Origin of the sequence: Bradyrhizobium sp. 62B, assembly GCF_030272265.2 — a bacterium.
Taxonomy (GTDB): domain Bacteria; phylum Pseudomonadota; class Alphaproteobacteria; order Rhizobiales; family Xanthobacteraceae; genus Bradyrhizobium.
This window is the reverse complement of record NZ_CP092842.1, coordinates 149,847-174,539: the sequence shown is the minus strand read 5'-3', so window position 1 is coordinate 174,539 and position 24,693 is coordinate 149,847. Positions and strand designations below refer to the sequence as shown.

General features: G+C 58.5%; 16 protein-coding genes and 1 pseudogene. 7 read left to right on the top strand and 10 right to left on the bottom strand.

Annotation, left to right across the window (positions count from 1 at the left end; all coding sequences use genetic code 11):
- The first annotated feature begins 15 nt into the window (after positions 1–15).
- A complete protein-coding gene (locus ML401_RS35725; RefSeq protein WP_285813173.1) occupies positions 16–1,218 on the top strand; it encodes a pyridoxal phosphate-dependent aminotransferase in 1,203 nt (400 codons plus the stop codon).
- A 332-nt stretch (positions 1,219–1,550) separates the two neighbouring features.
- Here the strand turns inward: ML401_RS35725 and ML401_RS35720 are convergent, their stop codons facing one another.
- Complete coding sequence (locus tag ML401_RS35720; protein WP_285813172.1) at positions 1,551–2,960, bottom strand: DUF2130 domain-containing protein; 1,410 nt, start codon at positions 2,958–2,960, stop codon at positions 1,551–1,553.
- A 972-nt stretch (positions 2,961–3,932) separates the two neighbouring features.
- The gene (locus ML401_RS35715) at positions 3,933–4,298 is read right to left on the bottom strand and encodes a hypothetical protein (RefSeq protein WP_285813171.1); all 366 of its coding nucleotides are present in this window, start codon (positions 4,296–4,298) and stop codon (positions 3,933–3,935) included.
- 1,153 nt (positions 4,299–5,451) lie between these two features.
- Between ML401_RS35715 and ML401_RS35710 the strand changes: the two genes are divergently transcribed.
- The 3 genes from ML401_RS35710 to ML401_RS35700 all read left to right on the top strand — a co-directional run bounded on the left by ML401_RS35710 (position 5,452) and on the right by ML401_RS35700 (position 8,362).
- Positions 5,452–5,688 carry a hypothetical protein gene (locus tag ML401_RS35710; RefSeq protein ID WP_285813170.1) on the top strand — a complete coding sequence of 79 codons (237 nt, stop codon included), beginning with the start codon at positions 5,452–5,454 and terminating at the stop codon, positions 5,686–5,688.
- A 573-nt stretch (positions 5,689–6,261) separates the two neighbouring features.
- Positions 6,262–6,594: an ATP-binding protein gene (locus ML401_RS35705; protein WP_285813169.1), complete on the top strand. Its 333-nt coding sequence runs from the start codon at positions 6,262–6,264 to the stop codon at positions 6,592–6,594.
- Between the two features lie 4 nt (positions 6,595–6,598).
- Complete coding sequence (locus ML401_RS35700) at positions 6,599–8,362, top strand: trehalose-6-phosphate synthase (protein WP_285813168.1); 1,764 nt, start codon at positions 6,599–6,601, stop codon at positions 8,360–8,362.
- 308 nt (positions 8,363–8,670) lie between these two features.
- Here the strand turns inward: ML401_RS35700 and ML401_RS35695 are convergent, their stop codons facing one another.
- From ML401_RS35695 to sctV, 5 genes are all read right to left on the bottom strand, one after another.
- Positions 8,671–9,618, bottom strand: coding sequence for a LysR substrate-binding domain-containing protein (locus ML401_RS35695; protein ID WP_285813167.1), 948 nt, complete (start codon positions 9,616–9,618; stop codon positions 8,671–8,673).
- Positions 9,619–9,755: 137 nt separating this feature from the next.
- On the bottom strand, positions 9,756–9,974 hold the full coding sequence (locus ML401_RS35690) for an EscF/YscF/HrpA family type III secretion system needle major subunit (RefSeq protein ID WP_285813166.1): 219 nt from the start codon (positions 9,972–9,974) through the stop codon (positions 9,756–9,758).
- 1 nt (position 9,975) lies between these two features.
- On the bottom strand, positions 9,976–10,215 hold the full coding sequence (locus tag ML401_RS35685) for an EscE/YscE/SsaE family type III secretion system needle protein co-chaperone (RefSeq protein ID WP_376717438.1): 240 nt from the start codon (positions 10,213–10,215) through the stop codon (positions 9,976–9,978).
- Positions 10,208–11,536 (bottom strand): FHA domain-containing protein, encoded by a 1,329-nt coding sequence (locus tag ML401_RS35680; RefSeq protein WP_285813165.1) that lies wholly within the window; start codon positions 11,534–11,536, stop codon positions 10,208–10,210. The genes ML401_RS35685 and ML401_RS35680 overlap by 8 nt, the downstream gene beginning before the upstream one ends.
- Entirely contained in the window at positions 11,523–13,622 is a 2,100-nt protein-coding gene (gene sctV / locus ML401_RS35675) for a type III secretion system export apparatus subunit SctV (protein ID WP_285813164.1), read from the bottom strand. Before sctV ends, ML401_RS35680 begins: the two co-directional genes overlap by 14 nt.
- Positions 13,623–15,007: 1,385 nt before the next feature.
- On the opposite strand from sctV, the gene ML401_RS35670 reads away from it, so the two are divergent.
- The 3 genes and pseudogenes from ML401_RS35670 to ML401_RS35660 form a co-directional block, all read left to right on the top strand.
- Positions 15,008–16,351 carry a Ulp1 family isopeptidase gene (locus tag ML401_RS35670; RefSeq protein WP_376717437.1) on the top strand — a complete coding sequence of 448 codons (1,344 nt, stop codon included), beginning with the start codon at positions 15,008–15,010 and terminating at the stop codon, positions 16,349–16,351.
- Between the two features lie 771 nt (positions 16,352–17,122).
- Positions 17,123–18,091, top strand: coding sequence for a LysR family transcriptional regulator (locus tag ML401_RS35665; protein ID WP_285813163.1), 969 nt, complete (start codon positions 17,123–17,125; stop codon positions 18,089–18,091).
- Positions 18,092–18,665: 574 nt separating this feature from the next.
- Positions 18,666–19,318: pseudogene (locus tag ML401_RS35660) on the top strand (transposase); the annotation flags it as partial.
- A 140-nt stretch (positions 19,319–19,458) separates the two neighbouring features.
- Here the strand turns inward: ML401_RS35660 and ML401_RS35655 are convergent.
- The 3 genes from ML401_RS35655 to ML401_RS35645 all read right to left on the bottom strand — a co-directional run bounded on the left by ML401_RS35655 (position 19,459) and on the right by ML401_RS35645 (position 24,281).
- A complete protein-coding gene (locus tag ML401_RS35655) occupies positions 19,459–20,967 on the bottom strand; it encodes an ISNCY family transposase (protein ID WP_285813368.1) in 1,509 nt (502 codons plus the stop codon).
- A 245-nt stretch (positions 20,968–21,212) separates the two neighbouring features.
- Positions 21,213–21,746, bottom strand: coding sequence for a hypothetical protein (locus ML401_RS35650; RefSeq protein WP_285813162.1), 534 nt, complete (start codon positions 21,744–21,746; stop codon positions 21,213–21,215).
- 756 nt (positions 21,747–22,502) lie between these two features.
- Positions 22,503–24,281 carry a secretin N-terminal domain-containing protein gene (locus ML401_RS35645; protein ID WP_285813161.1) on the bottom strand — a complete coding sequence of 593 codons (1,779 nt, stop codon included), beginning with the start codon at positions 24,279–24,281 and terminating at the stop codon, positions 22,503–22,505.
- Positions 24,282–24,693 lie beyond the last annotated feature (412 nt).

The following is a 24,693-nucleotide window of genomic DNA, read 5'->3' as shown; positions in this document are numbered from 1 at the left end:
TTCCAGGATAGCAAGATGTCATTCGTGTCCGAAGCGCTCGAGCGCATTCAACCCTCCGCCACTATCTTCGTCACGCGCAAGGCGCGCGAACTGAAGAAATCCGGCCGTGACGTCGTCTTCCTCTCTGTCGGGGAGCCCGACTTCGATACGCCGGACAACATCAAGGAGGCCGCCAAGGCGGCGATCGACAGGGGCGAGACCAAGTACCCAGGTACGCCCGGCGTGCCGGCGCTGCGGGAGGCAGTTGCCGCGAAGTTCAAACGCGAGAACGGGATCGATTACAAGCCAAGCGAAACCATCGTCGGGACGGGCGGCAAGAACGTGATCTTCAACGCGCTCCTTGCGACGCTCAACAAGGGCGACGAGGTCATCATCCCCGCGCCGTATTGGGTCAGCTATCCGGATCTCGTCCTGTTTGCTGGCGGGAGGCCAGTTTTTGTGCCAACGTGCCTGCCCGGCGGTTACAAGGTGACCGCGGCGGCGCTCGAGGCGGCCATTACACCGCGCACGAAATGGCTGATTCTGAACTCGCCGTCGAACCCGACCGGTGCCGCCTACAGCAGCGATGAATTGAAGGCTCTTTCCGAGGTGCTGGTCCGGCATCCGCACGTATGGACGCTGTCGGACGACATCTATGAGCATCTCACCTACGGCAATTTTGTCTTTACCACGATGGCGCAGGTCGAGCCGGCTCTCCGCGATCGAGTCCTCACGGTCAATGGCGTCTCGAAATCCTACGCGATGACCGGTTGGCGCATCGGTTACGCGGGTGGGCCCGAGAGGCTGATCAAGGAGCTCGAAAAGCTGCTGAGCCAGCAGACGTCGGGCGCCTGCTCGATCGCGCAATGGGCGGCCGTCGAAGCGCTAAACGGCCCGCAGGATTACATCGCCAAGAGTCGTTCTGTCTTCAAGGAGAGGCGCGATCTCGTCGTGTCGCTGCTGAACGAGGCGGATCATCTCGATTGCCCGGTTCCGGACGGGGCCTTCTACGTCTACCCGTCCTGTGCAGACGCGATCGGAAAGAGCACCCGCTCCGGTCAGTTCCTCCGGAACGACGAGGATTTTGCCGCGGCACTCCTCGAGGAGGAAGGCGCCGCGGTCGTGCATGGCGCCGCGTTCGGCCAGGGGCCGAATTTCCGATTGTCTTATGCGACCTCGAACGAGGTTCTCCTTGATGCCTGTGCACGCATTCAGCGGTTCTGCTCAGGGCTCAAGTAGGTCGGAGAACATTTCGTTGATCTTTGGCATCTCCGGTCGTCGCGTACTCACCTCTAGGGGCGCGCCAGATAAAAAAACCAGTTCGTCGCACACGTATCCGCTGCACGTCGGTTGTTGCGGGCGCCCAGGGTACGCACCTCAAGCCGCTACTCGCGCGGTTCGTCGCAAAAGTGAAGAATAATGTGATTGCGACCCTCGCGCCGGCCGACGTTGCGGCAATCGTCGCCTTGTTTGGTCATATCTTCGGCTAACCGCCCGCCTTCTTCCGTCAGACCGTGACATCGTGAATTCGACAACACGATTTTGCGCGCAAACTCAATACTTCGACCGCCTCACTCCGCGGCTTCGGCAGGCGCGCTCTTAAGCTCCGCAAATTTCGCAGCCATTGTCGGATTGCCCCGAGTTAGCTTCTTGATCGTCACGTCCTGTGCCTTGTCATTGGCAAGACGCAGGTTGCGATCCGCACCGATCAAGGCATCCTTCGTCCTCTGCAGATGATCGATCGACTTGTCGATCTCGGCGAGAGCCGTCTGGAAGTGCCGGGAAGCAAGATCATAGTTCTTTGAGAATGCGGTCTTGAACGATTCGAGCTGGTTCTCAAACTGGGTTATGTCGACATTCTGCGCTTTCACGAGCGCGAGCTCGGTCTTGTACTTCAGCGAATTGATTGCCGCGTTCCTTAGGAGCGTAATCATCGGCAGGAAGAACTGCGGCCGGATGACATACATTTTCGGGTAGCGGTGGAAGACGTCGACGATGCCGGCATTGTAAAGCTCATTATCCGGTTCAAGCAATGAGACCAAGATAGCGTACTCGCAGCCCTTCTCGATGCGATCCCGGTCAAGTTCTTTGAGGAAGTCTTCGTTTTTGCTTTTCGTGGCGGTCTTTTCGCTCTCGTTCTTCATCTCGAACATGATCGAGATGATTTCAGTGCCGGCCTCGTCCGAGTCGCGGAAAATGTAATCGCCCTTGCTGCCGGTCCGCGCGTCGCTGTCCTTCTCGAAATAAGCGCGCGGAAAGGCCATCGACCGGAACCGGTTAAACTCGGTCTCGCAGTGCTGCTCAAGGGTCTCGCCGACCATCTTGGTCGAAAGGCGGGCTTTCATGTCCCTGAGACGCTCGATGGCGTCATCGCGATCTTTGATCTGGGTTTCGTACTTATCCTTGAGCGACTGCTCGGAGAGCTGCTTTTCGAGCTGTACTCGACTGATGCCGTTTTTCAGCTCATCACGCTCTTTTTCGAGGGCACCTACCGCTTCAGTCACGGCGAGCTTCTTCTCAAGCTCGACTGCCTGAAGCTTCGCCTTCAGATCCTGGATCTCCTTCTCCTTGGCAGTAGCAATCTTGTGCTGCTCGCTCGCCAGGAGCGCGTCAGCAAGCTCCGAGGCTGCCTTCTTTTCGCGCTCGGACTCAGCAAGCGCGTTCGCGAGCCTGTCCCGCTCCTTTTCGACGGCGCTGAGCGCTTCAGCAACCGCGAGCTTCTGGGCAACGCCGCTCCCTTCAAGCTTGGACTTCATCTCCTGGATTTCAGCGTCCTTAGCAGCCGTGGTCTTCTGCAGATCGCTGCTTACCTGGGCCTTGGCCAATTCAACGGCGCTCCGCTTGTCGCGCTCGGCCAGCTCCAGCCGTTCGTGGAGCTGCTGAGCGAAATCCGCGTCACGGACTTGCTTCAGGATATCCGCGTAACCGGATTCATCGACCTTGAAGGCCTTGTCACAGTGGGGACAGATGATCTCGTGCATGGTTCCTGGCTGGATCGTGGCGGCTGCTGTTATCATTGAGAAGAGACGGGCCGGCAGAATCGAACATATGAGAACAAAGTTAGAACGAGCGAACTTGGAGCGTCAAGTCAAGCGCAGCGGGTTTTGGGCACTTTGCTTGGGCAATCCCCCACTTTCATGAACGCCATACGTCGACCCCAACACGACATTCGCTTTGATGACCCCCCAGTGCTCATGTCAATCAGAGCGTCCATTCCGAATCCCTTCCGGCAGGGTGATGAATGGATTGATCCCGACTGTGTTCACGTTGCTGCTTTGCGCCGCGATAAGCACACCTCCTCGGCGAGCGCATCCAGATCGACCTTCGCCTGGCGGCGCGAGCATCCACGATAGGATAGCCGACAAGGAGTGCTCCGGGATTCGTTGGTCATGTAGTTGGCGAGGTCTCGACGAAGGGGGATCTAGGCCATTGTAGTGCCTACTGTTTCATCCAACCTGCACCCTGAGGTCCATGCCACGCCGCGCATAAGGGCGTGGCATGGACCTCTAATCCTGCTCCTCCTCGGAGACTTAACGATCCGACTGGTTAGAGCCTGGTCGGGCCACGAACGCCACAGGCCTGTGCAGATCTCATAGCCCCATGGCTCCATTAGCTCGAAATCGGCCGAGCCAAAGCCTGGGCTCCAGGCAAGTGAGCTCGCCACCACGAATCGTGTAAGCCATGGTTCCGTTCAGAGAACTAAAAGCCCCGAATTTTCAACCAGCTTCGGATAGATGCGCACACGACGACGGCCGTGGTCCGTTTCAACCAGCTCGCCCCTGTAAGGCACGCCGTGAATGTTGAAGTAGGTTCGGTGCTCGGCGTCTGGCATGAGATCCTGGCCCTCTAGTGCGCGGGCCAGGAAAGGCGGAAGCCATCGTTCGTGATGCTGCCATCCTCCGGGGCTGAGATACCCAAGATCCACTTCGTGACGACGGTGTGGCCCGGCTTCACTAACCTGCCGAGGACTGTGAACTGATTGGATGGCCCAACTTCGTCCATTTGCCTGGCGCGAGCTTGATGGATGAGACGAACGTCCCTGTTCCTCTCGGTCCCAACGTGGCCGCGTAGCGCTCACTGTTGATCGCAAACTGGCTTGGCCCGAACTGATTCGGCAGCAGATTGATGTTGCCTAGCACGTCGATCAAAACGTCTGAGGCTGCTTGAGACCCGTGCTGCCAGCCCTCGCCAACAATGGCTCCGATATCGCGGAGTTCCTGAGAAGCCGGTGGTCCGGCGAACGCAGGCGCGGGTGCAGAGTGCGCGTGGTCGCGCAATTCGTAGGGGGTCGACGGATTCAAACCAAACAGAGGCTCCAAGCCGCTGTCGATGCTTGACGACGGACGCCCCACGGATGATGCTGACGCTGGTTCTTGCATCTGCTGGCTAACCCAATCCCAGTAGCTGCCTGCGACCCTCCACGGCGGCAAACCTCCTGGGCTCGGGAGGGCTGGACTAGCATGGAGCTCGAACGGGAGATCCGGCTGCACGGTCGAGTGCGGCGCTGGCAGCGGCGGTGCGGGCCCGTGGATCTACTCGCTGAGCCAATCCAAATCCCCCGCGCTCGGGGTGGCTGGCGTTGCCGGCAATTCCTGCGACGGCTCTCGCTGCTGCCTACCCTGTGGGGCGGCTGGCAGCTCGTTGCCCGGAAAAGGCAATCCCAGCGCTCTGTTTGCCTCGAGGACTTGCTGGTCCTCAGTGTTGATTCTGCTCTCACGGGTTTGCTGCTGGAACCCCGCTACATCTTGGGCCAGCCTATCGGTGAAGAAGCGACCAGAGATCGGCTCCCTTCCGTGTTTTTGCAGCCACACTCAGCCTATAAAGGCGGTGAGCCTGACGACCGATGGCCTGCGACGCAATCCTGCCGGCTTCCGCTGCCCACATCTTGATGAGAGTTGCGTCCACGGGGAAAGGATTCAGCTCCGGCACGACGCCCCTCCCGGCCTGGACATCTCGAAGCTTTTTCAGCGCCCTTCATGTGGCCGGCGCGCATTTTTGTCGGTGCATACTTCGCCGCATCGTCGTCAAGCTCATCCTCGGGGGTCAACCCGATTTTGGCTCCATCTCGACCGAGCTGATATAGCCAATGGCCGAGTGTCCGCGGTGTTCGTTGTACAAGAACGTTTGAGAACGCCCACAGGACCGTTCTTCGCGAGGTTCTTTATCGGCATCATCCATGGTTTGGGCGCCGAGTTTGCGTTCATGGAGCCGTCGACAAGGCTGATGATGTTGTTTTTCGCTGCACCTTGGACGGATCGCAAGGAGATCGTTGGCTGGAAGTGCCAGCATGGATGTTCGACCGGACGGCATGCCCTGACGCCGAACTTTTGACAGCTCAGCCGTTTGTCAGCATCGATGCGCTTGCGGCGCTTTCTGCGCTTCTCGATCTCGCGTTGAAGGATCGAACGCCATCAGCTGCCCTGCTTTCTGGCGCATCCAGAGGCTCCCACGGTCAGAATCGGGGAGCGACTCATGTCACGCCAGACGGCAATGCCAGGGAGCGGACACCGACGCAATCAACAACCGCGGCCGCAGCAGATGGATCTGTTCGGGAGAGGCCTGTCGAGCGGCGCCATCGGTGCGCCCACATGGTCGAAGCTTCCGGCGGAAGCGCAGGCGGCCCTTACGAGTCTGATGACGCAGTTGATCCTCGACCATGCTGCGACGACAGCGACGCCGCGCGCGAAGGAAGTCGGTCATGATCTCTGACAAGGTCAGGCCTCATCATCTTGAGCGCAAGGCGATACGTGCGTCTGCGCGGCGAGCGCGTGGCATCGGATCTGCGCGGCACGCTGCCGCATCGCCCGACTACAATTTCCGAGCATATGCCGAGCTCGCATCGCCGCTATCGTGACTGGACCCATGAGCGTATTCGTTCCGAAGCCGCCAAAGTCGGCCCGGACGCCGACACCCTGATCGACGTCATCTTGCGGTCGCGCCCGCATCCGGAACAGGCTTCCGCTCCGCCATCGGCATTCTCGGGCTGGTCAAGCGCTATGGCCATGAGCGCGTCGACGCCGCCTGCGCCCGTGCTCTTCTGCTCAACGCCCGTTCGTACAAATCGCTCGCGGCCATCCTCAAGAACGGCACTGACAGAATCGCTCCGCCCGCCGGGGAGGCGCCCATCCTCTTCCACGCCAACATCCGTGGCCGCAGTTACTACAATTGATCAGGAGAGATCAGCATGCTCATTCACTCGACCATCGATCGCTTGCGCGCCCTCGGCCTCGTCGCCATGGCGATACCCTCGCCGAACTGCAGAACAATCCCGAGGCGGCCGGGATGCCGCACGCCGATTGGCTCGGCCTCCTCGTCGATCGCGAGGCCACCGCTCGCGACAACCGCCGCCTCACGCGCCGCTTGACCAGTGCCAAGCTGCGTCAAGTCGCCGCCATCGAGAACGTCGACTATCGCACCGCTCGCGGTCTTGACCGCTCCCTCTTCCAAACCCTGGCCACCTGCCAATGGATCCGTGATGCCAAGGCACGAAGTCGATTGCATGAGCTTGCGCCGCGGAGGCGGCCTATGTGTCTCCCCTGGCCGAGAACATCTGATATAAGAATGGTATGGTTGACAGCACCAGGCGCTATGCCGCTGGCAATGATTGAGAAGTAAGTAAATGATAGACCGAGTGACTTCAATAAGAGCTCAAGCCCATGTATTCGCCGAGGACGCAAACACGCCGCTGGACGAGTGGCAGAGGGCCCTTTGCGACGTAGAGCGGCAGCCGCGCTGGCGATTTGAGCGGGCAGCGCGTAACGCAAATGGAGGACGGACCGCTCACATCGAAGGTGGGCGCGCCGAACGGCACGCCAAAGGTGTGGGACAGCGGCCAAGTGCAGAGTTTCTGATTGTATCGAACCGCGTTTCAAGCTTCGATCCCACAATGCCAAAGACTGGCGGCCTTGCAGCGGCTCTTGAGCCCATCGTCGAGCGCTCGGGCGCGTTGTGGTTGGGATCCTCCGGTAACCTCGTTGATGGCCCTGAGCACGTTGCGGATCTCGAGAGGCATGGTGAAGGTTTCGTCGCAAGAGTGGATCTACCGGAAACCCACTATGCGGGATTCTACCAAGGGTTTGCGAATTCCATGCTTTGGCCGGCCTTTCACTCATTGGGCGAATGGATGAGTCCAACGACTGAAGCGGACTATCAGAGCTATTGTCAGATCAATGTTTCGATGGCGAACGTCATATCGCAACTCGAGAAGCGCGATGCAATTTGGGTTCACGATTATCATTTTCTGCCTCTTGGCAATGAGTTGCGTAGGCTCAACGTCGAGCAGCCGATCGGGTTCTTCCTGCACACACCGTGGCCCGAGCCGGCGATCATGGAGCGCGTCCCGCATGCAAATGAATTGATGGACATGATGCTGGCCTACGATCTCGTTGGCTTCCAGACGAGTCGTGATCTGGACAACTTTCTTGCCTGTCTTCGGGAGCATCTTGGTTTGCACAGCAAGAGCGGCGCTGTGATCTCGGACCGCGGTTTGACGAGATGTCTGAAGTTCCCAATTGGTATCGACCACAAGCTATTCGCAAAATATGCGATTGATGCACTGACGGAATACAAAGACAACATCGTCTCTACAAAGCAAAAACTTGAAGGAGCGAAGCTCGCCGTTGGGGTCGATCGGCTCGACTATACCAAGGGCATCGACAACAGAATCAGGGCATTCGATCACCTGTTGACGGACAAGCCGCGCAGCATCTCGTTGCTGCAAATCGCGACTCCATCGCGCTCGAACGTTCCAATGTACAGCAAATATCAACATGACGTCGACTGCGCCGTTGATGAGGTCAACCGCAAGCATGGGGGCGATGACGGCTGGAATCCAATCCACTATCAAAAGGACCACTTGCCTCAGGCGCAGCTTGCCGCCTTCTACCGTACCGCAGATGTTGCCGCGATCACGCCCCTGCGCGATGGGATGAACCTGGTAGCGAAGGAATATGTGGCTGCGCAAGATCCAGACGACCCCGGCGTCCTGGTTCTCTCGAAGTTTGCGGGAGCTGCAGAGGACTTCAGCAACGAGGCGCTGCTCGTCGACCCAGCAAGCCCAAAAAGCATATCCGATGCGGTTTTAAGAGCATCAGAAATGCCCGCCGCCGAGCGCCGCGAGAGGTGGACAGCCATGATGAACAAACTGGAGTCATACACGATCCATGACTGGGCCGGGGACTTCATCCGTGAGCTGAGCATTAGCAGGCAAACAATTCCGGCGGATCTGTTCCAGCACCTCGGGTTTGGCTGGCTGAACGAAGCGCAAATGCCACTGGGCAACACACTCCGAGAGCTATACGGCGCAGTAAAGAATGTGCTGGACGAATATTGGGTGCTGCCATCCACAGATGGCGGTGCCCAGAGCGGGGACCCCGCGGAATGAATGTGGGAGCGCAAGAATATCGCGATCGCCGGCAGCTTTGGCACGTCGAATGCTGATATGAGAAGAATTGGCGTGAGACTGAGCAATTCCGGACGAAGATCACCACTGGCGGTCTCTTCGGGATTGCGGAGGCGACGGCAGCCATAGCCCGGCGCCGGAGGGCACTGGATCGATTTCGTTCGGCGGTTCTGCGGCGAGGCCTCATAATTCGAAAGCTTTCCATGCTGGCCAGCGCGACGAGGTGATCTAAACACCCGACAGGAACGAGCACTGATCTTGGAGCCGTTCCACGCGGCGCCTGTCTGAGCTCATGCCGGTCCGATGCCTATTCCCCGCGAAATGGGCCCTGTGCGAAGCACATCCTGTACCTTGGCGGCCAATACGGTGCTCACTGCCTGAGCGGTGGAGTTGAGCGGAACATCGCCAGACGAGATTAAGCATGCGGTCACGTAGATTGGCGGGGTTATGGCGATCGGCCGCAGGTCCTCATTACCAGGAATATCGGATAGGACCCCGTTGGGAACGATCGCACTGGCAAGACCAGCCTTAACAAGCCCCAGCGCATTGTGAAGCGTATCCATTTCTGCGATGCAGTTTGGAATTAGGCCGACATTCTCGAAGGCCCGGTCCAATGCGCTGCGACTCGCATGTGAGCGGACTGGCAGCACAAGAGGACTCTCTGCCAGGCTCTCGAGCGAAACATGGTCCGCTGCATCGCCTCTGCCGGGAGGTGAAACCAGGCATAGCGACTGATGAAAGAGGGGCTGCCGGGCAAAACCTTCGACAGGCATATCTTCAAACATGATACAGATGTCGATCGCCCTTGATGCAATGAGGGGGCTTATGCGTAGAAAGTCGCCGGAGACGACGTGGAGATGCACTGTCGGAAGCAGCGCGCGGCAGGCCGCCATAAAAACGGAGGTCCAAGGTACCGCAATCTCCGACGATATCCCGAGCCTTACGGCGCCCTCGGGCACTCTCGCAGCAGAACGCACGATACCCGGAAGCTGTTCCACCTCCTTGATGATCGCGAGAGCCTGTCGGTAGAACGCTTCTCCCTCCGGCGTCGGCCGAACGCCCCGGGCGCTGCGATGCAGCAGCTTCATCTCAAGCTCAGTTTCCAAAGCCGTCATTTGCTGGCTGAGAGCCGGTTGTGCAACGCGAATTGCAGCCGCAGCGCCCGAGAAGCTTCCCGCGTTTACGATGCTCAAGAAATAGCGCAAGTGCCGCAATTGCAAGAAACTAGACGACATCATCCTGCTCGCACTGGTGCATGACTAGGGTACCTGCTGCCTGCAAGTGCGGCATCACGGGCACGTATCGAGGTCGTCTGGTGTCTAGCAGATCAGCGCTGAACGCCCGCCTTGAGGGACAAGCGAGGCAATGCCGCGAGCTATGCGATGTTTCTGATGACAGCATTGAGTGCTTCGTGCATGACCTTGATGAGGGTCGAGTTCAGGTTCAAGAGAGCGGTGTGTTGGCTAAGTGAGAGTTGAAGCCGTATCAGATCACCCGTGTCGGTCGGATTGATTGATGCCATGCGGCTTCTCATATCGCGATCGGACTCCGAAACGGCGCCGCTCAAAGAACTGCTAATTGCGTCAAAGTTCATCCTAAGCCTCCCGTCGTCGATATTCTGACCAGATCGCTGCAACGACCGCGGCTGCGGCATCTATTGCAATGATCAGGGCGTTTAGTTCTTGGAAACGCTCCCTTGAGACGCCCCCGTCGAGGTCTCGCTTGAGAGATCGTCGCCAAGTCCGAAGGTCGTTCTCTATGTCCGCTCTGAAAGTCCCATTCAGGTCATTTAGCAACTGCCGCTGCAAGTCGAGCGTTGCGAAAGGTTCACTCATCGGCATCCTCCGTGATCCACTCTGGCTTACTGGAATACAAAAGCCGCACTTCAGACTCTCCGACGCGCACCAAGAGGCCTTCACGATCAATCGCGGAAATGGTACCGAGGCGATGTATAGTATCGCCTACGGTCAGTTGCGCCCCATTCCGATCGACAATGTAAGGCGAGCGGCCGAGATGAACGCCTCGCGCAGTTGGCGCTGCCATCGGGACGCAATGGGAGTCCAGCCCAATGTGAGGGGCAAACGTGTCCTGGAATCGTCCTGCGACGCGCAGCCATTCTTGATATGCCGTTGGTGTAAGTGTTCCCCCAACGACGACGACGTTGGACTTCAGCGTGATGCTGATTTCGCTGCGAAGCGCCTCCGATGCGGCTGTCCTGATGAAAGCACTTGCGCGCTCTGGCGTTGTGACCTCATCGTCTATTTTGTGGGCAGCCGGGACATCTTGTCGCAGAGCCCGCAAAGCCCTCTCCATCTCGGCATCGCTTCGGGCGTAGCCCCTTAAGGAGATATGGCCGGTGCCATTTGCACTTACTTCAACCTTGACGTCATACGCGCGCAGGACGGTGGCTGCGAGATCAGTCAGCTCCTGATCAGACAAGTGAGTGTCTGTCGGCCTCAGCGGGTCCACGGAAGTCATCGAGTGGTCTGATGGTGTGGATGTGTTCTGCTTGGCAGTCTCTCCAGAATAACGCCCCTCTACGATTCGCGGCGTTGAGTGCGTGGCGCTCACGCCGTTTGTACCAGCAATACCAGCATGGGGCTTCGTGACGACTGTAGACTGCGTAGCGTCCGAAGAGATGAAACGAGTAAGTCGCTCGCGCTGGCTCCAGAACGCGAAGGCGCCGAGCAAGGCACATACTGCTGCAACCACGCTTATCGGTTGTGGGATTGATCGCATTATTCGCTTGGCATCCATACCCACACGCCGCGCAGCAGCATAGTTCAAGTCCGTTTCGGGTCCGCACTGCGGCCCAGCAGCAGCGTCGGATTGTCCAAAGCTAGTCGCGGCCGGAGCCACGCAAAAGATGGTCCGCCCGACGCTGATTGGAGTGGAGGGGTGAACCATCGTCGGCTTGTTAGGAGGACACGGCTCTCCGCCGACGAGTACACCGGGTGCGAGGGCGGTGATGTCGACGCGCTCGGCTCCAATGGACAGACGAAGATGTGAGCCAATGAGCCCGGGATCGGCGAATGCGATGTCGTCGTGATCATCTCGACCAATGATCCAGGTGCCCTCGGCCAGCAATGTTTCTGCGCCGACGTTGGGCCCCGACAACACGCGTAGCGCCCAATTGGGCTGGCTATGTCGCTCCATTGGTGTCCTCATCTGAGAGTGTGATCCAGGCCAACGTCTTGACGGCGAGTTCCGGGATCAGCTCTTTAAAAGAGAGAACCGGCAGCTCGTTTAGCTCAGTCTCCAGAAACTTGCGAAGGTAAGGGCGCAATTCGGGCGGGGCGAGAAGCACTGGCCCTTCTAGTGCGCTGACGCCGGCCATTGCTTGCCGAATCCGGTCGATGATCCGGTCCTTGGTCCTTGTGTCGATGCCAAGATAGCTGTCGTCCGTGGTGTGACGAATAGCATTCTGTGCCAGTTCCTCCAGCTCCGGAGTGAGAATAAACGCGGGCAGCCGCAGGGTGCCGACGCAATACTGGAGACAAATCTGCCGCTTTAGCGCACATCGCACGTGCTCTGTCAGGAGCAGCGGATCGTTGACGTTGTGACCAGGCTGAGTCATCGCATTCAGTATCGCGCGCATGTTCCGCAGTGAAACGCGTTCCGAAATGAGGCGCTGGAACACCTCTGCTATTATGTGCAAGCGAACCGTGTGCAACGCTTCTTTGACCAGTTCAGGCGAGTGCGACTGTACCCGGCTCAGGATTGAGCTTGTCTCTTGGATCCCGATGAACTCTTGGGCGTGCCGGCGCAGCAGCTGAACCAGATGGTAAGCGGGGACTTGTGCCGGCTCCAGGAACGGAATACGCGCGGCTCGTAGGGCGTCAACATGCGCGACGCTAACCCACGCGGTGGCAACGTGGGGCAAAAACGGCCTGTCAGCGACATGTGGAATCCCCATTGTATCGAGGCGGGCGGGAGCTGTGCGCGCCAAAACATGCTGCTGCAGCAGATAGCCGTCGCCGTAGAAGACCTCATTGATACGGATGATGTATGAGTCTGGGTTGGCGCTATCAATCTCTCGCAGCGCTATGTCTGGGAACTGGATACCTAGTTCGAGCGACAGCTTATCGCGGACGTCCGCAAGCGCCTTGCTGAGGTCATTCGGCGCAAGGCTCGACAAGATACCGCGCCCGATGTCGATCATCAAAGGGACGACCAGGTTGATCTCGGCGTCGGCAGCCCCATAGCGTCTCGAGCCCAGCCGAGCGATATTGTTTTGCGTATTGATTGGATCGCGTCGTGCGCCGTCAGACGAGAGCATCCCACGGCGCAGCAGCCACCCTCCGCCCCCAATCGCGCCAGCTAGGATCAGGAAGATTATCGTTGGAAAGCCGGGCACAAACCCCAACAGCACAAGGATGAACGAACCGGCAATCATGGCGTTGGGTTCTGCGCTGACATCGTCACTGATGGCATCGGCGAGGTTGGTCGAAGTGTCCTCGCGAGCGACCCTTGTCACGAGAACGCCAGCCGTGATTGCTGTGAAGATAGCTGGAATCTGCCCGACAAGGCCATCTCCCACCGTCAGGATAGCGTAGAGCTCGAGTGCCTCATGCCATCCCATTCCCCTTTGAAGGGAACCGATGGCGACGCCTCCTATGATGTTTACGACGATAGAGATCAGACCTGCGACAGCATCCCCCTTAACGAATCTCATAGCGCCATCCATAGCGCCGAAAAGTCGGCTCTCGCGCTCGATCGCGGAACGGCGCCTACGCGCCTCGGGGAGGTCGATGCCCCCCGTACGTAAGTCGCTATCGACGCTCATTTGCCTTCCCGGGATCATATCCAGAGTGAAGCGCGCAGAAACCTCGGCGACACGCTCACAGCCGTTGGTGATGACGACATACTGCACAATTGTGATGATCAGGAACGTGACCGCCCCGACGACGAGATTGCCCGCTATCACGAGGTCACCGAAGGTCTTTACGACCTCGCCGGCATCCGCGTGTAGCAGTATTGTGCGCGTGGCTGCGATGCCGAGTGACAATCGAAAGAGTGTGGTGAGCAAAAGTACCGACGGGAACGAAGTGAATCCCAGGGGTGACTTGATGTATACCGCCACTATGAGCAGGAGCGCCGAAACGCCGAGATTGAATGCCTGCATGACATCCATGAGAACGGGCGGAAGGGGAACAATTATCATGAACACGATCGCAACCAGCAACGCGACCAAAGCGATGTCGTTGCGGCCAGCGATCAGGAATTTCGTAATAGTCATCATAGCCGTCTCGCCTGCCCGACCGGACTTATGGCAGTTATCCCGAGGCTGGATCCCCGTGGCCGACAACCCGTTTGCGTCTTGCGCATTGCCCGACCGAAGCATGGTCAGGCCTCAAGCAGCCATTCTTAAGAGACTTCGCCCCCTGGGGGTGGGCCTGCGGGGTCGGAGTCGATCTACTTCTTACAGACCGCTATCCAACGTTCCTTAGTCTTGCACGGAGAGCGCTTCGATCAGTGAGAGGGAAGCTACGCTGCATGTCGTGAATGGCTCATACAGCCGATAGAGCGTCCGAATTAAACGGCGCCCGGGCGCGTCTCGTTCATGCGCCACCTACGAATAGCTGCCTCAAACAAATCAAAGCCGATGCGACCCCGATTCTAGACCTGGAGCAGCGTTGCTCTTCTGATCCGCTTTTCATCAGCCGTTTTCTCGTTTCGGACTCAGTGTCCGACAAGACAAGCACTATTGGTTGCGCACCCATTCCCCGGGGCTTCGGCGCACTGTATCGGCGCCATGCCCAACTAGCTTTCGGAAACATTACGCCCACTCCATCTACAGTCTTGTATGTCTTCATTGATCGCGGCGGTCCGCGAAGGACCGCGCGGAGGTAGAATGAGCGAACTATGCCAGTGGCGCGCTCGCCTCTTGACTGCGCGAACACCGATGCGGGTTCTTTCATGTCGAACGAGTGGCTGGTGTGCGACATGGGATGTCATGGGTGTTTGCTGGTCGCGGTATCTACTCACTTACGTGCGCTGATATATCGCCATCCAATCAACGCGAAAAATGCAAAAGTGATATCCCGCCGTGCGCAGAGTGGATACCGGCCGGCGCGGCCAACCTTGGTTGCTTTGTTGGCAGGTTGGTGAACTTGCGATTGTGCAATCCCATAATCTGCCCCGGCGGAAGATTCTACAGTGAGGGCGAAACGTTCTCGACTGGCCGGCTGACGTGTCAGCGACGAGCGTATGTCCGCTGGACTGAATCAGCAAGTTCTTGCGGCGGCTGCACATGAATTGCTGACTGGAGGTGAAGAAGGGGTGAGGTGAAAGTCGGTCGATGCCGGCGGCGATAATGCCTGGAGGCAGGTGCTCGCGTGCGCAGCCGCGGTGTTCAACTCTCCCGAGTGAACGATCCGAGCCTCTCGCGCGCTAGCGCGATGCGTCAATTCTAACCATGCTGATACGTCGTTTTTGCTACCGGCGCGATTATTGCAGACGTCGAGATAAATGTGCTCGGTCGTGAGCATTTATCATGAGTCTGGCGGCACGGTTGGCCGTACCGCCGAGCATTGTGGCCCCGTTCACGGCCGTCCGCATCAGCTTGCGGGTGAATAGACTGCCGGATTAATCGTGCCGTTTTCGTCAACCCGCGAGGGAGGGACAATGAGACCAGCCAAGTGCGACTCCTTCGGGGCCGCGGATCTAGTCCGAGATGAGTCGGTGTCGCGAGAGCCGCAGCAGGCGGTGGACTTGGCAACGCTAAGTCCGGGAAAGCGGCCGGAGCAACACTGCACCGGAGACAATAGCCGCCGTCCGACAGTGCATGTGCGTGGTTCCGAACTTCCGCGTGGCACTCCCGAACGTCCAATGTCGACAATGCCGGTATCGGACCAGTTCGGGATTGCCCATGATCCTGTGGAGAGTCCCCCGGCTCCTGTCGCCAATCTTACCAGTGTACCCCAGGACAGTTTGCGCGGCCCCATTGCCGATAGCGTGGGCCAAAGGGCATTCACCGAGATCGGTCCAGCTTCTAGCAGCCGACCTGCGTTGCTTCGGCGGGCGGTGTCCGCGGCTAAGTCGACTGTCGAGGCAGCTATGAGTGCGATCACAACGACTGTGACATTGCGGCGTGTAACGGAGCAGGGCCCGCTCGGCGCCGAACATCATCCGGTAAGCGGCCGCCGACATCGGGCCGGGCGTCTTGCTAGCATACCAAAGAACCCTTGGACTGTAGGTGAGCGCGCCTTAGCCTTCATCGAAACCAGAGATGCTCCCCAGAGCAGCGAAAGCGGGCCATCACTGCAAGTGAAGGACGGCAACCTCTCACTCCAGGTTGGGAGCGAGCCGGCGCGTGGCAAGAAGCTGTGGCTGGACGATCGACACATCCTAGCGGACCAAACTATTATGCTGCAGGAGCTTTGGAGGGTCCACCCGGATGTCGCGGCGCGCACACGGCTAGTTGATCCGATTATGGCACACTACAGTCTGCGGCTAGGTACTGATTGTGTTGCGCGGAGTGCATTCGAGCGCATTGTGCATGATGCAACTGATGGCGATACGGCGGACTTTTTATTCCTGCCCGTGAACGATGCCGACAATGTCGGTCGTCGGGAGAGCCATTGGTCACTGTTGGTGGTGGACCGTCGCGACCGGTCAATGCCGAGTGCCTATCATTACGACTCGCTATCGAGACACAATCAGGAGCAAGCTGTAGCTTTAGCGCGACGCTTGGGTGTGCCCGGGGGGCGCATTTATTCACCTAAAATGGCTCAGCAGTCGAATAATTTCGATTGTGGTGTCTATTTGGTGGACGCCACAAGAGCACTACTTAATGGGATCGTTCAAGGAAATGCACCCGCGACGGTCGATCTTAGCACCCTGATCGCCGATCGGAATCATCTCCAGCAGCGCTTGCATGGCGTGGGAGTCCATCTGCCGAGCGCCCCTACGCGAGGCGTCACAGTAGACGTATGGGGTCATTGGGCTTTATTCAGTGGGCCTTGGTAGAAGGTTCCGCCGAAGACGCACGCACAATGCGCGGAGAAGACGAATCGCCCAGAAAGCCCGGTCGTGGATAGGTCTCAGGACCGCTAGGGCTAGGAGTGGCAGGCCAGCAAGCGTGGTTTGTGGGTGGGAGGACAACGACCAGCGGGCGCAATGATCCAACTGGTAGACGTCGATGATGTCGTTTGGACACGTTGAGCCCTGTAGGACACAACGCCGCAGCAATAATCTGCCGCGAGGTGAGCTTTCAGATGCACCGGGCGCCGATCCGCAGAGCGTGCTGAGGACCGAGTGCTAGCACGTATGCCTGTAGCCAATTTCTTTAAATGTTCGGCAGACGTCGTGTGTTGCGGGTGCGGAAGGCAGAGGCTTCGGCGAAAGCGAATAGTAGCCCGAGCTGTGCGCTTGCCGTTTGTCATTAACTGCGCCGAAAACAGCGTCTCTAGCGACTGAAGCAGCCATCAGCGGTACCACGCTGGATCGTAGTCCACGGTGCTGATCGACACACCAGTGTAGGATATAGAGCTATACCGCAACGCTCTAGCCGGGAGCGCCCGGCCGTCCGGAGCTTCTTCGCGACATTGCTGGTGTAGCGCTTGCACATCGTTCTCGCAGAGAGAGAGTAGTCTGGGCGCCGGCTTTGCAGGCCAACCTGTTGTCTGCCATCACCTGCTTTTCGCGCGAGCGCGGGTGGCATCATGCGCAGGACGATGATAAGCCCTCGGAGCAGCGATAGAGTTCGGGGGAATATTCCTCAACTACCCAGAATGGTTGATGTCCCTCCAAACGACGGGGCCGATGCTTTCCTGTGAGACGATGGTGCTGCAAAAACACTTACGCGAACTCTCGAGAATCAACCTGAATCTCCTAACCAATTTGGCGGCGCTCCTTGAGCACCGCAATGTCACGTACGCGGCGAGCAGTATCGGCATCAGTCAGCCAGCAATGAGCCGGGCTTTGGCCCAACTCCGTAGGGTCTTCAATGATGACCTGCTAGTGCGGGGCGCCAATGGCCTCGTTCGTACGGCGAAAGGCGAGGACTTGGCTAAGCTGTTGCCTGGAACATTAAAGGTTATCCATGAACTCTTATCTGTTGACCGTTTGGTGTCGATAGAACGCCGCGTGGAGACAAGAATGATACTGCCAGATCACCAGTCGCTAGTCTTGCTGCCGCCTCTCTTGAGGCGCGTGCGCGAGGAGGCGCCAGATCTCGACTTGTTTACTGATCCGCTTCCTCAGTGTGCGCTGGATCAATTAGAGCATGGGCAGACAGATCTGGCTATCGGACAGATTGGGGAAGCTCCGCGAGGATATTATCGACGCAGGCTGTACACTGACCGTTTTGCTTGCTTACTGCGCAGTGACCACCCCGCTTTGGCATGGGAATGGACATTTGAGAGCTTTTCGAGCCTGCGCCATGTTGCCGTCGGCTCGGACTGCATGGACGGATTCGGCCGGGTGCACGATGAGGTGGCCAGGTTAGATCTCGGCTCCAGGCCCATTCTTGTATCAAATTTGCTAACTGCGGGACTGACAGCCGTGCAGGCCGATTGTGCGCTCATTGTGCCGCGCCGGGCCGCAGTAAGGCTGGCTCACATGTTTCCGCTGTCAGTGAAAGAAGTTCCTGCGGAGTTGGCCTCGTATGAAGTGTTTCTGATATGGCACGAGCGCAGCAATCGCGACCCGAGGCACAAGTGGCTGCGCGAGACGATCGCGGCGGTCGCATCGGACGACCGCAGCTGAAGACCCCCTATGGAATCGTTGCGGGATTGTGCGAGCTTGAACCGGAGCTGCTGTGGGGCGCCACCGGTCTCATCGGAAGTGTTTTGCGTGAACTTTATTAGGTGGGTTTGCGGCTCTTCAAGTGATGGGTGGGCCGGGCTGCCATTATAACGTAAGGCTTGGCATGTGTTCGACCAGCTTCCAATCGACGCACCAGGCGGTTGCAATAGTAATTCGTGCGCTCGTGCCCCCGCGCTTAGCGCCACACGGATAAGCGAGCGCTCACGATCTTTGGCAGAATTCTGCTTGTGTTTTTGCCTGCGCTTGAGCATACGCAAAATGGGAGGCGGCATCCGCCGGAAGCGATGATCACCAGGGCGGAACGATGGGGCTGAGTCTTTTGAGAGCAGTTCTGTGCGTCAAGCAAAATTGATCATGGGGTGCGGCCGAGCCATCCCCTCGGAGCCGCCTTAGCTCGCTTGCCCAAGTAGCTGGCCGCCTCTGCGACTCGCCCGGTTGCGCCGAGAGCGCGAATCCGTAATTGTCGTGGCGCCCGCAGCTCCCGTCATGGTCATGTATCTGGCAGGAGGTGCGAATGCGACGGGTGATTGGCATTGACGTCCACCGAACTTTCGGCGAGGTGGTTTTTTGGGAGGATGGCAGGCTCCGATATACGGGCCGCATCGATATGACGCGGGCTGCGCTGGAGGGATTTGGCAAGACCCTGCTGCCCAGCGATGAGGTAGTGGTCGAAGCGACCGCCAACGGCATGGCGGTGTCGCGAGTTCTGGCGCCGTTCGTGGCACAGTGATTATCGCCAATCCGCTGCAGGTAAAGGCGATCGCCCAGGCTCACGTTAAGACCGACAAGATCGATGCCGGCACGCTCGCCAGTCTGCAGGCGGCCGGGTACCTGCCGCAGATCTGGACGCCTGATGCGGAGACCGAACGCAAGCGTCGGCTGGTGGCGCGGCGCTACCAGGTCGTGCGGCGTCGCACGCGGCTCAAGAACGAGGTGCATTCGATCCTGCACGCCCACCTGATCCCGAAGTGCCCGCATGCCGATCTTTTCAACGCCCGCGGCCGAGCTTGGTTGGCCGCCCAACAGCTGCCGGACGATGAGCGCGCGGCCATCGATCGGCACGTCCGTGAGCTTGACCGGCTGGCCGAAGACCTAGCTCTGCTCGATCGCGAGATCGCGCAGGACGCCATCGACGATCTCGCGGTCAACAGATTGATGACGATCACCGTATTGCCTCACCTATCGATGCTCCCGAGTGCGATCGGTTGCCTCATTTATTTTGCTCCCGGCTTGGGTTGAGGAGGAGGCCGGGTGCGGAGATGGCCGGGTTTCGGAGCGCCCGGCCTCCTCCGCTGGCGTCTGCCACATCATTGGGTTGTTGTGACCTCATGCCCCAGCAGCGTTTCCTCCGTAGGAACGAACAACAACGCGTTCGCTTGCTCGCTGCGCCAGGATTTAAGCCTACGCTGAAGCGTTCGAAGAAGCTTGTTCGGATAGGCTCCAGGATATTCCGCCTGCAACCGGGAGAGCAGTTCGCTACCAGTCCGCCAAGGCTCGGCTTCAAACCATTTTCGCAAATCTAGCGTTGCCCGGATGAGCGGGTCGGGACGCCGCCGGCCTCTTTTCGCTTTCACGATTGGCCGATCCGTCGGTCGCATAGCTCCGTCTTTCCAGGCGGTTCGTAGGCTTGCCAGGAAGAGATCGATCGATTGCGATGCCGCAGCAGGATGGGCGATTGGCTGCGTATCAGCGAGCGCCGCGAGGCGTTCCTGCGCGCCGCGGATGTCGCGCAACAACGCGACCGGGTCGAGAGCGGCATAGATTTCTTGGAGATGGTGACGAATCGCATCGGGCGTGCGGGCGTCGGCGGCCAAGCGCTGGTGTGGCGTTGCCGGTGCGCTGTATGTCTTACGCACACGAGCACCGTCGCGCTGCTTGGCCATCAGTTTGAATGAGGGTTGGAAGAAGTTCACGAACAGCCGCGCCGATCGATAGAGTTCAGCCAGCAGCTTGGCCGCTTCCAGGCCCTCGAACCGACGATAGCCGACCATCCTGCGCACGACGGCACCGTTCTTCTGCTCGACGAACGCCTGGTCGTTCTTCCGGTAGGGCCGGCAACGCGTGAAGACGATGTTGGCCGCATCGCAGTAGGCTTTCAGCGTCTCATTCATGAACACCGTATTATTGTCCGTATCGAGGCCGACCAGCGCAAAAGGCAATTGTTTGCGCAATTCCGTCAACACCGTGCTCAACAGTGTTTGTTCGCGCACGATCAGAGGAGCGCACTCCGTCCAGCCGGTAGCAATGTCGGTGAGCACGAGGGTCTGGATGACGCTGCCGCGCGCCGATGGACCGCTATGCGCTACAAGGTCAGCCTCGACGAACCCCGGCGCCGGATCGTTCCAATCTGCCGACGTCCGATTTGGAATACTGCGACGCAACGAGTGCGTCGCATGCCGTCGGCGCTTGCGACCTAATCCTTCTCGGACCCGTGCCAATGCGCGGTCGATCGTCGCAGCACTCATTGCCAAAAGTTTGTCCCGGATCTCGGGAACAAGGTCGAGGTGGCCGTGCCGTTCCATCGCAAGCGCAGGCATTAACGCCTTCAGCCGCTTCCCGCAGATCCGGTCTGACGCCTCCCAAAGGAGCACGAGCGCGTTGTGTTCTGCCTCATTATAGACCCGGCGTCGCGCCCGCCGGCCTGGACCTGCGTCTTCCTGACCTCGAAGAAGCCGCATCGCATGCTTGCGATGTAATCCGGTGATGTCGACGAACTCGTCCAATATCCGCGACTTCTTCGCGCGATCCGACGTCTGATAGCGCGCGCCTGCCGCCGCCGTCAGTTCCTTCCGCGTCGCCATGGTTAGCCGCCCCACCTTCACCCCCGCTCGTTCCCGATCCAAGGGAGCAATTTACGTGAGGCAACGGCTTAGCATCCGACAACAATTAAGGTGAGGCAATGCGGGTACCGGCGGCGATAAACCCCCGTTTGGACTTGCCTGTTGTGCACGTGCCAGGCCAATCAAACCGCCGCAGGCGTCTTCCACTGCTGGTGCTGTGCACTGATTGGGTGAAAGGAGAGAGCGGTCAGCGAGTCGTTGTCCAGCGCCGCTAGCGGTCGTTAGCGCATGTTGGCAATGATCGATTCCTTTACCTTGTCATCCTTCGAGATGAGGTTGGACATCTGTAGAGCGACTTGATTGAGCTTATCCAAGAGCCCTTGCAAAAAAATGATTGCGAGATGTCCTTCGCTGTTTGCGCCGTCGACCGCGGCCTTCAGATTGTTGATTGCGGCGTCGAATTGCGACTGTCCGGCGCGTCTGTTGGGGTTCATGTCGAACGCGATATTATGCGACCGTAGCCACTCGTCAACATTCTGTTTCCGGCCCTGTGTATCGGTGAACTCGCCAAGCCACGCATCGTGTTTGTCATCGGCAGGCCTGTTGGCGCGCAGGACAGCCAACGCGCTGTTCATCTCCGTCAGAAGCTCGTTCCTGCTTTGCATGCCGGCGTACTCCGCCCGGATCTCGGTTTCGTAAATTTTGTGTCGGTCGTTCAGGACCTCCGTCATGATTTCGATTAAGGGCGCCTCGGCCGCCGTGACATCGGCTAAACCGTACAGCGAGGTGTGCACCGACTGCTGAGACACGATCATCTGAGCAACATCCATTTTACGAGCGTGAGTTGTTGATGACGCCTGCTCTCTGTCGAGGAGAGTGTGAGGACGCTCTCCTCACGGCGCATTGCTCGATTGTGTAAACTAGTCGGTTCTTCGTTTTCACCTTGCCCTGAGGTGGTCTGAAGTCGAATGCGAGTTGGGTCGTCGAACTTCGAGGGCTCTTTCCTTTCGCGCTCGAGCGGTTGATCCATTGTGCGCAACGCTCCCATGTGGTGGTCACCTCTAGTGTCTGGCGGATCGGCCCCATTGCGGAGCGCAGTGGGCCATTGAGCATGCAGCGGAGAACAACCGAAGCGTCGGTGTCAATGAACGGAAGATCAGCCGGCTCTTCTCAATCGGCGTATTTGCAGTGCACAGCAAATAGGGTTGCGATACAGAGTTAGCTGTTTCTGTTATTAAACAGCCCTTCCTCCACGGCTTTGTGCGTCCAGTGAACGTCCTTGATTGAAACGCGCTGAGAGCCATCGCGCCGGCGCGGTTGCAACCGATCCGTCTTTGTTCATTCACAGAGCGCGTTCAACGCTGAGCGGCCGGAGACCCGGGCAAGAGTTTTGCCGAAAACGCTGGCAGGCCTTGGCGCCCATCGAGGGAGGGCTGCCCGGTGACTGGGGCGAACGCACAAACAGTTACTGCGGAGGCGCGCGCTTATCATCGGGATTGACCAGCCAGCTCATTCACTTTATCGACGTCCCCTTTTGTAAGACTTAACCTGTGCTTAGCACAGGCCTTCAGTCATCTGCCTTCGCGCCGGGCTGGAGCTGGTGCGGGCTTCAGCTTGAGGGAGAGGTTGTGGACCGTCTCGCGAACTTCGTTCGTGAGAGCTTGTGCGTCTGATTCACTTTCCACGACACGGACGTTGAGTAACGCCAAAAGCGTGGTTCGATCGTTGATCGTTTTGGTTGAATGGAACAGTGCTCCCAGAACAGGAATGTCCATAAGCCCTGGAATCCCGGAGTCGGCCCGATTGGTGTAGTCCTGAACCGCGCTTGCTAGCACAATCGTATTCCCGCTATGCGTCGATATCGTACTGTCCAGATAACGTTCGGAAAGGATAGGGCTCTGGACGTTGGTGAGGGTGTTTCTGTTTGCCGTGCTGATGTCATCAACAAGCTTGAGCGAGACGTTGCCGCCGACACCGATTGTTGGCGTGACAGTCAAGGAATGACCCGTATTTTGTGAGGTCACACTGCTGATAATCGGCGCACTCGGACTCTTTAACGATCGTGACGTTTGGGAAAGAACCGGAACCTTGTCGCCCAGGTGTAGGTTCGCGGATCTGTTGTTCTCAACAAGAACTGATTGGCTGGACACGCCCTTGACGTTCGCGTTGGCTTGTAGCGCCCGTAGGACGTCATCGAGGGATGTAGGAAACACATAGCCCGAACCATCGGCTTGAACAGCGCCCAATGAAGATAGAAACCGCCCCATGTCGAACTCGGAGTAATCGTGCAGGTCGACCTCGAGGCGAACCATTTGGACATGAACCTGCCGAACCTTGAGATCGAGGCGGCGAAGCACCTCGTCGATTCTTTTCATATCGCGCGCTGTGGCGGAGATTAAGAGCGCGTTTTGAGTAGGATCTGGCTGGATACGTATTGAAGTCGCCGACCCCCGGTTCACCGAAGAAGCAGGGGTGCCGGGGTTGCCTGAACCTTCACCTGGAGAAATTGCAGTATCGCCATTGCCTCCGCCATTCTGCGACTCAACATTGAAGGATTTCGCAAGTAACTCCGCCACTTCAATGGCATTGCGGAATTTCAGCGGGCGCACATGGACGATGGCCGTCTCGGACTGTTTGTCCAGTTTTGCGATTGTCTGGCGGACTTGCTCGAGTATTCGGTTGTCGCTTGCCACGACTATTATGACGCTCTGTCCGTCGATCGCCGAAAATTGAACGCGAGCCCCACTCCGGCCGCTCTCGGGAAATATCACCTTGAGCTGACGTTCGACCGCTGAAGGCTGCGCTTCCGATAGCTTATACATCTTGAATATCTTACCCTGCATGGAATCGGAGTCTAACAGGCGAACGAGTTCGCGCGCGGAGCTCACGCCGGCAGGCGGTCCACTGATAACGATCCTTCCGTCACCCGGTGCACGCGTCAAATTGACCCCATCCGCAAGGCGGCTGGATCGGAGGCCGTCTATGACAGCGGCGGGATCGGCATTGTGGATTTGGACCACCTGAAAATCGTCTCTGCCCCCAGACGCAAGGTCGGCTAGACGCCCTACTCTCACCGCGCCGCCAACCGCCATCAGTCCGTACCCCTGCTTGACCAATGCATCGTCGAGAAGCCGCGGAAGCTCGCTCAAGAAGACCTTGTTTGGGGTCTGTAGCGTCATCCTACCGCCTACAGCAGCATCGATGGAGACTGGCAGCTTTAGGATCACCTTCACAACCTGAGTCACCACGTGCGTAATGTCGGTGTCGACGAAATCGAGTTTTACCTGCCGGGCACCGGACACCACGGGCAGCGTCCGCTCCACAGGAGCAGGCTGGGGCGATGTCTGCATCAGCTCTTCAAAGGCAGGCGCTTGCGCCTTTGGCGCATCATTGGAGGGCGCCGACCCACGCCGCGTTTCATTCGGGGCGCCCAGGAGGACATCACGTTCGGAAAGTGACGCTGTGTTAGCGCATCCAGCGAATAGCAAGCAGATGAACATCGGTAGTGGCGATAGCAACATTGGACGGGAACGCTGTTGCGCACGGGGCACGTACATTTCGAACGCTTCCATAGCTGTAAAACGTGCTCTCGTTCCGAGAGCTAAAGGCGGCCCCTGACGGCGGGATCTCATCATTGTTTTGGAGATCGTGCCGGTCGCTTCCCGTTCTCATATGACCGCAAGTCGACCCGAGAACGCGTAAACGAGGGGCGATTGGCACATAGGCCTCGTGTGGGGCGCCCAGGCCGAATATCGAGCGTCA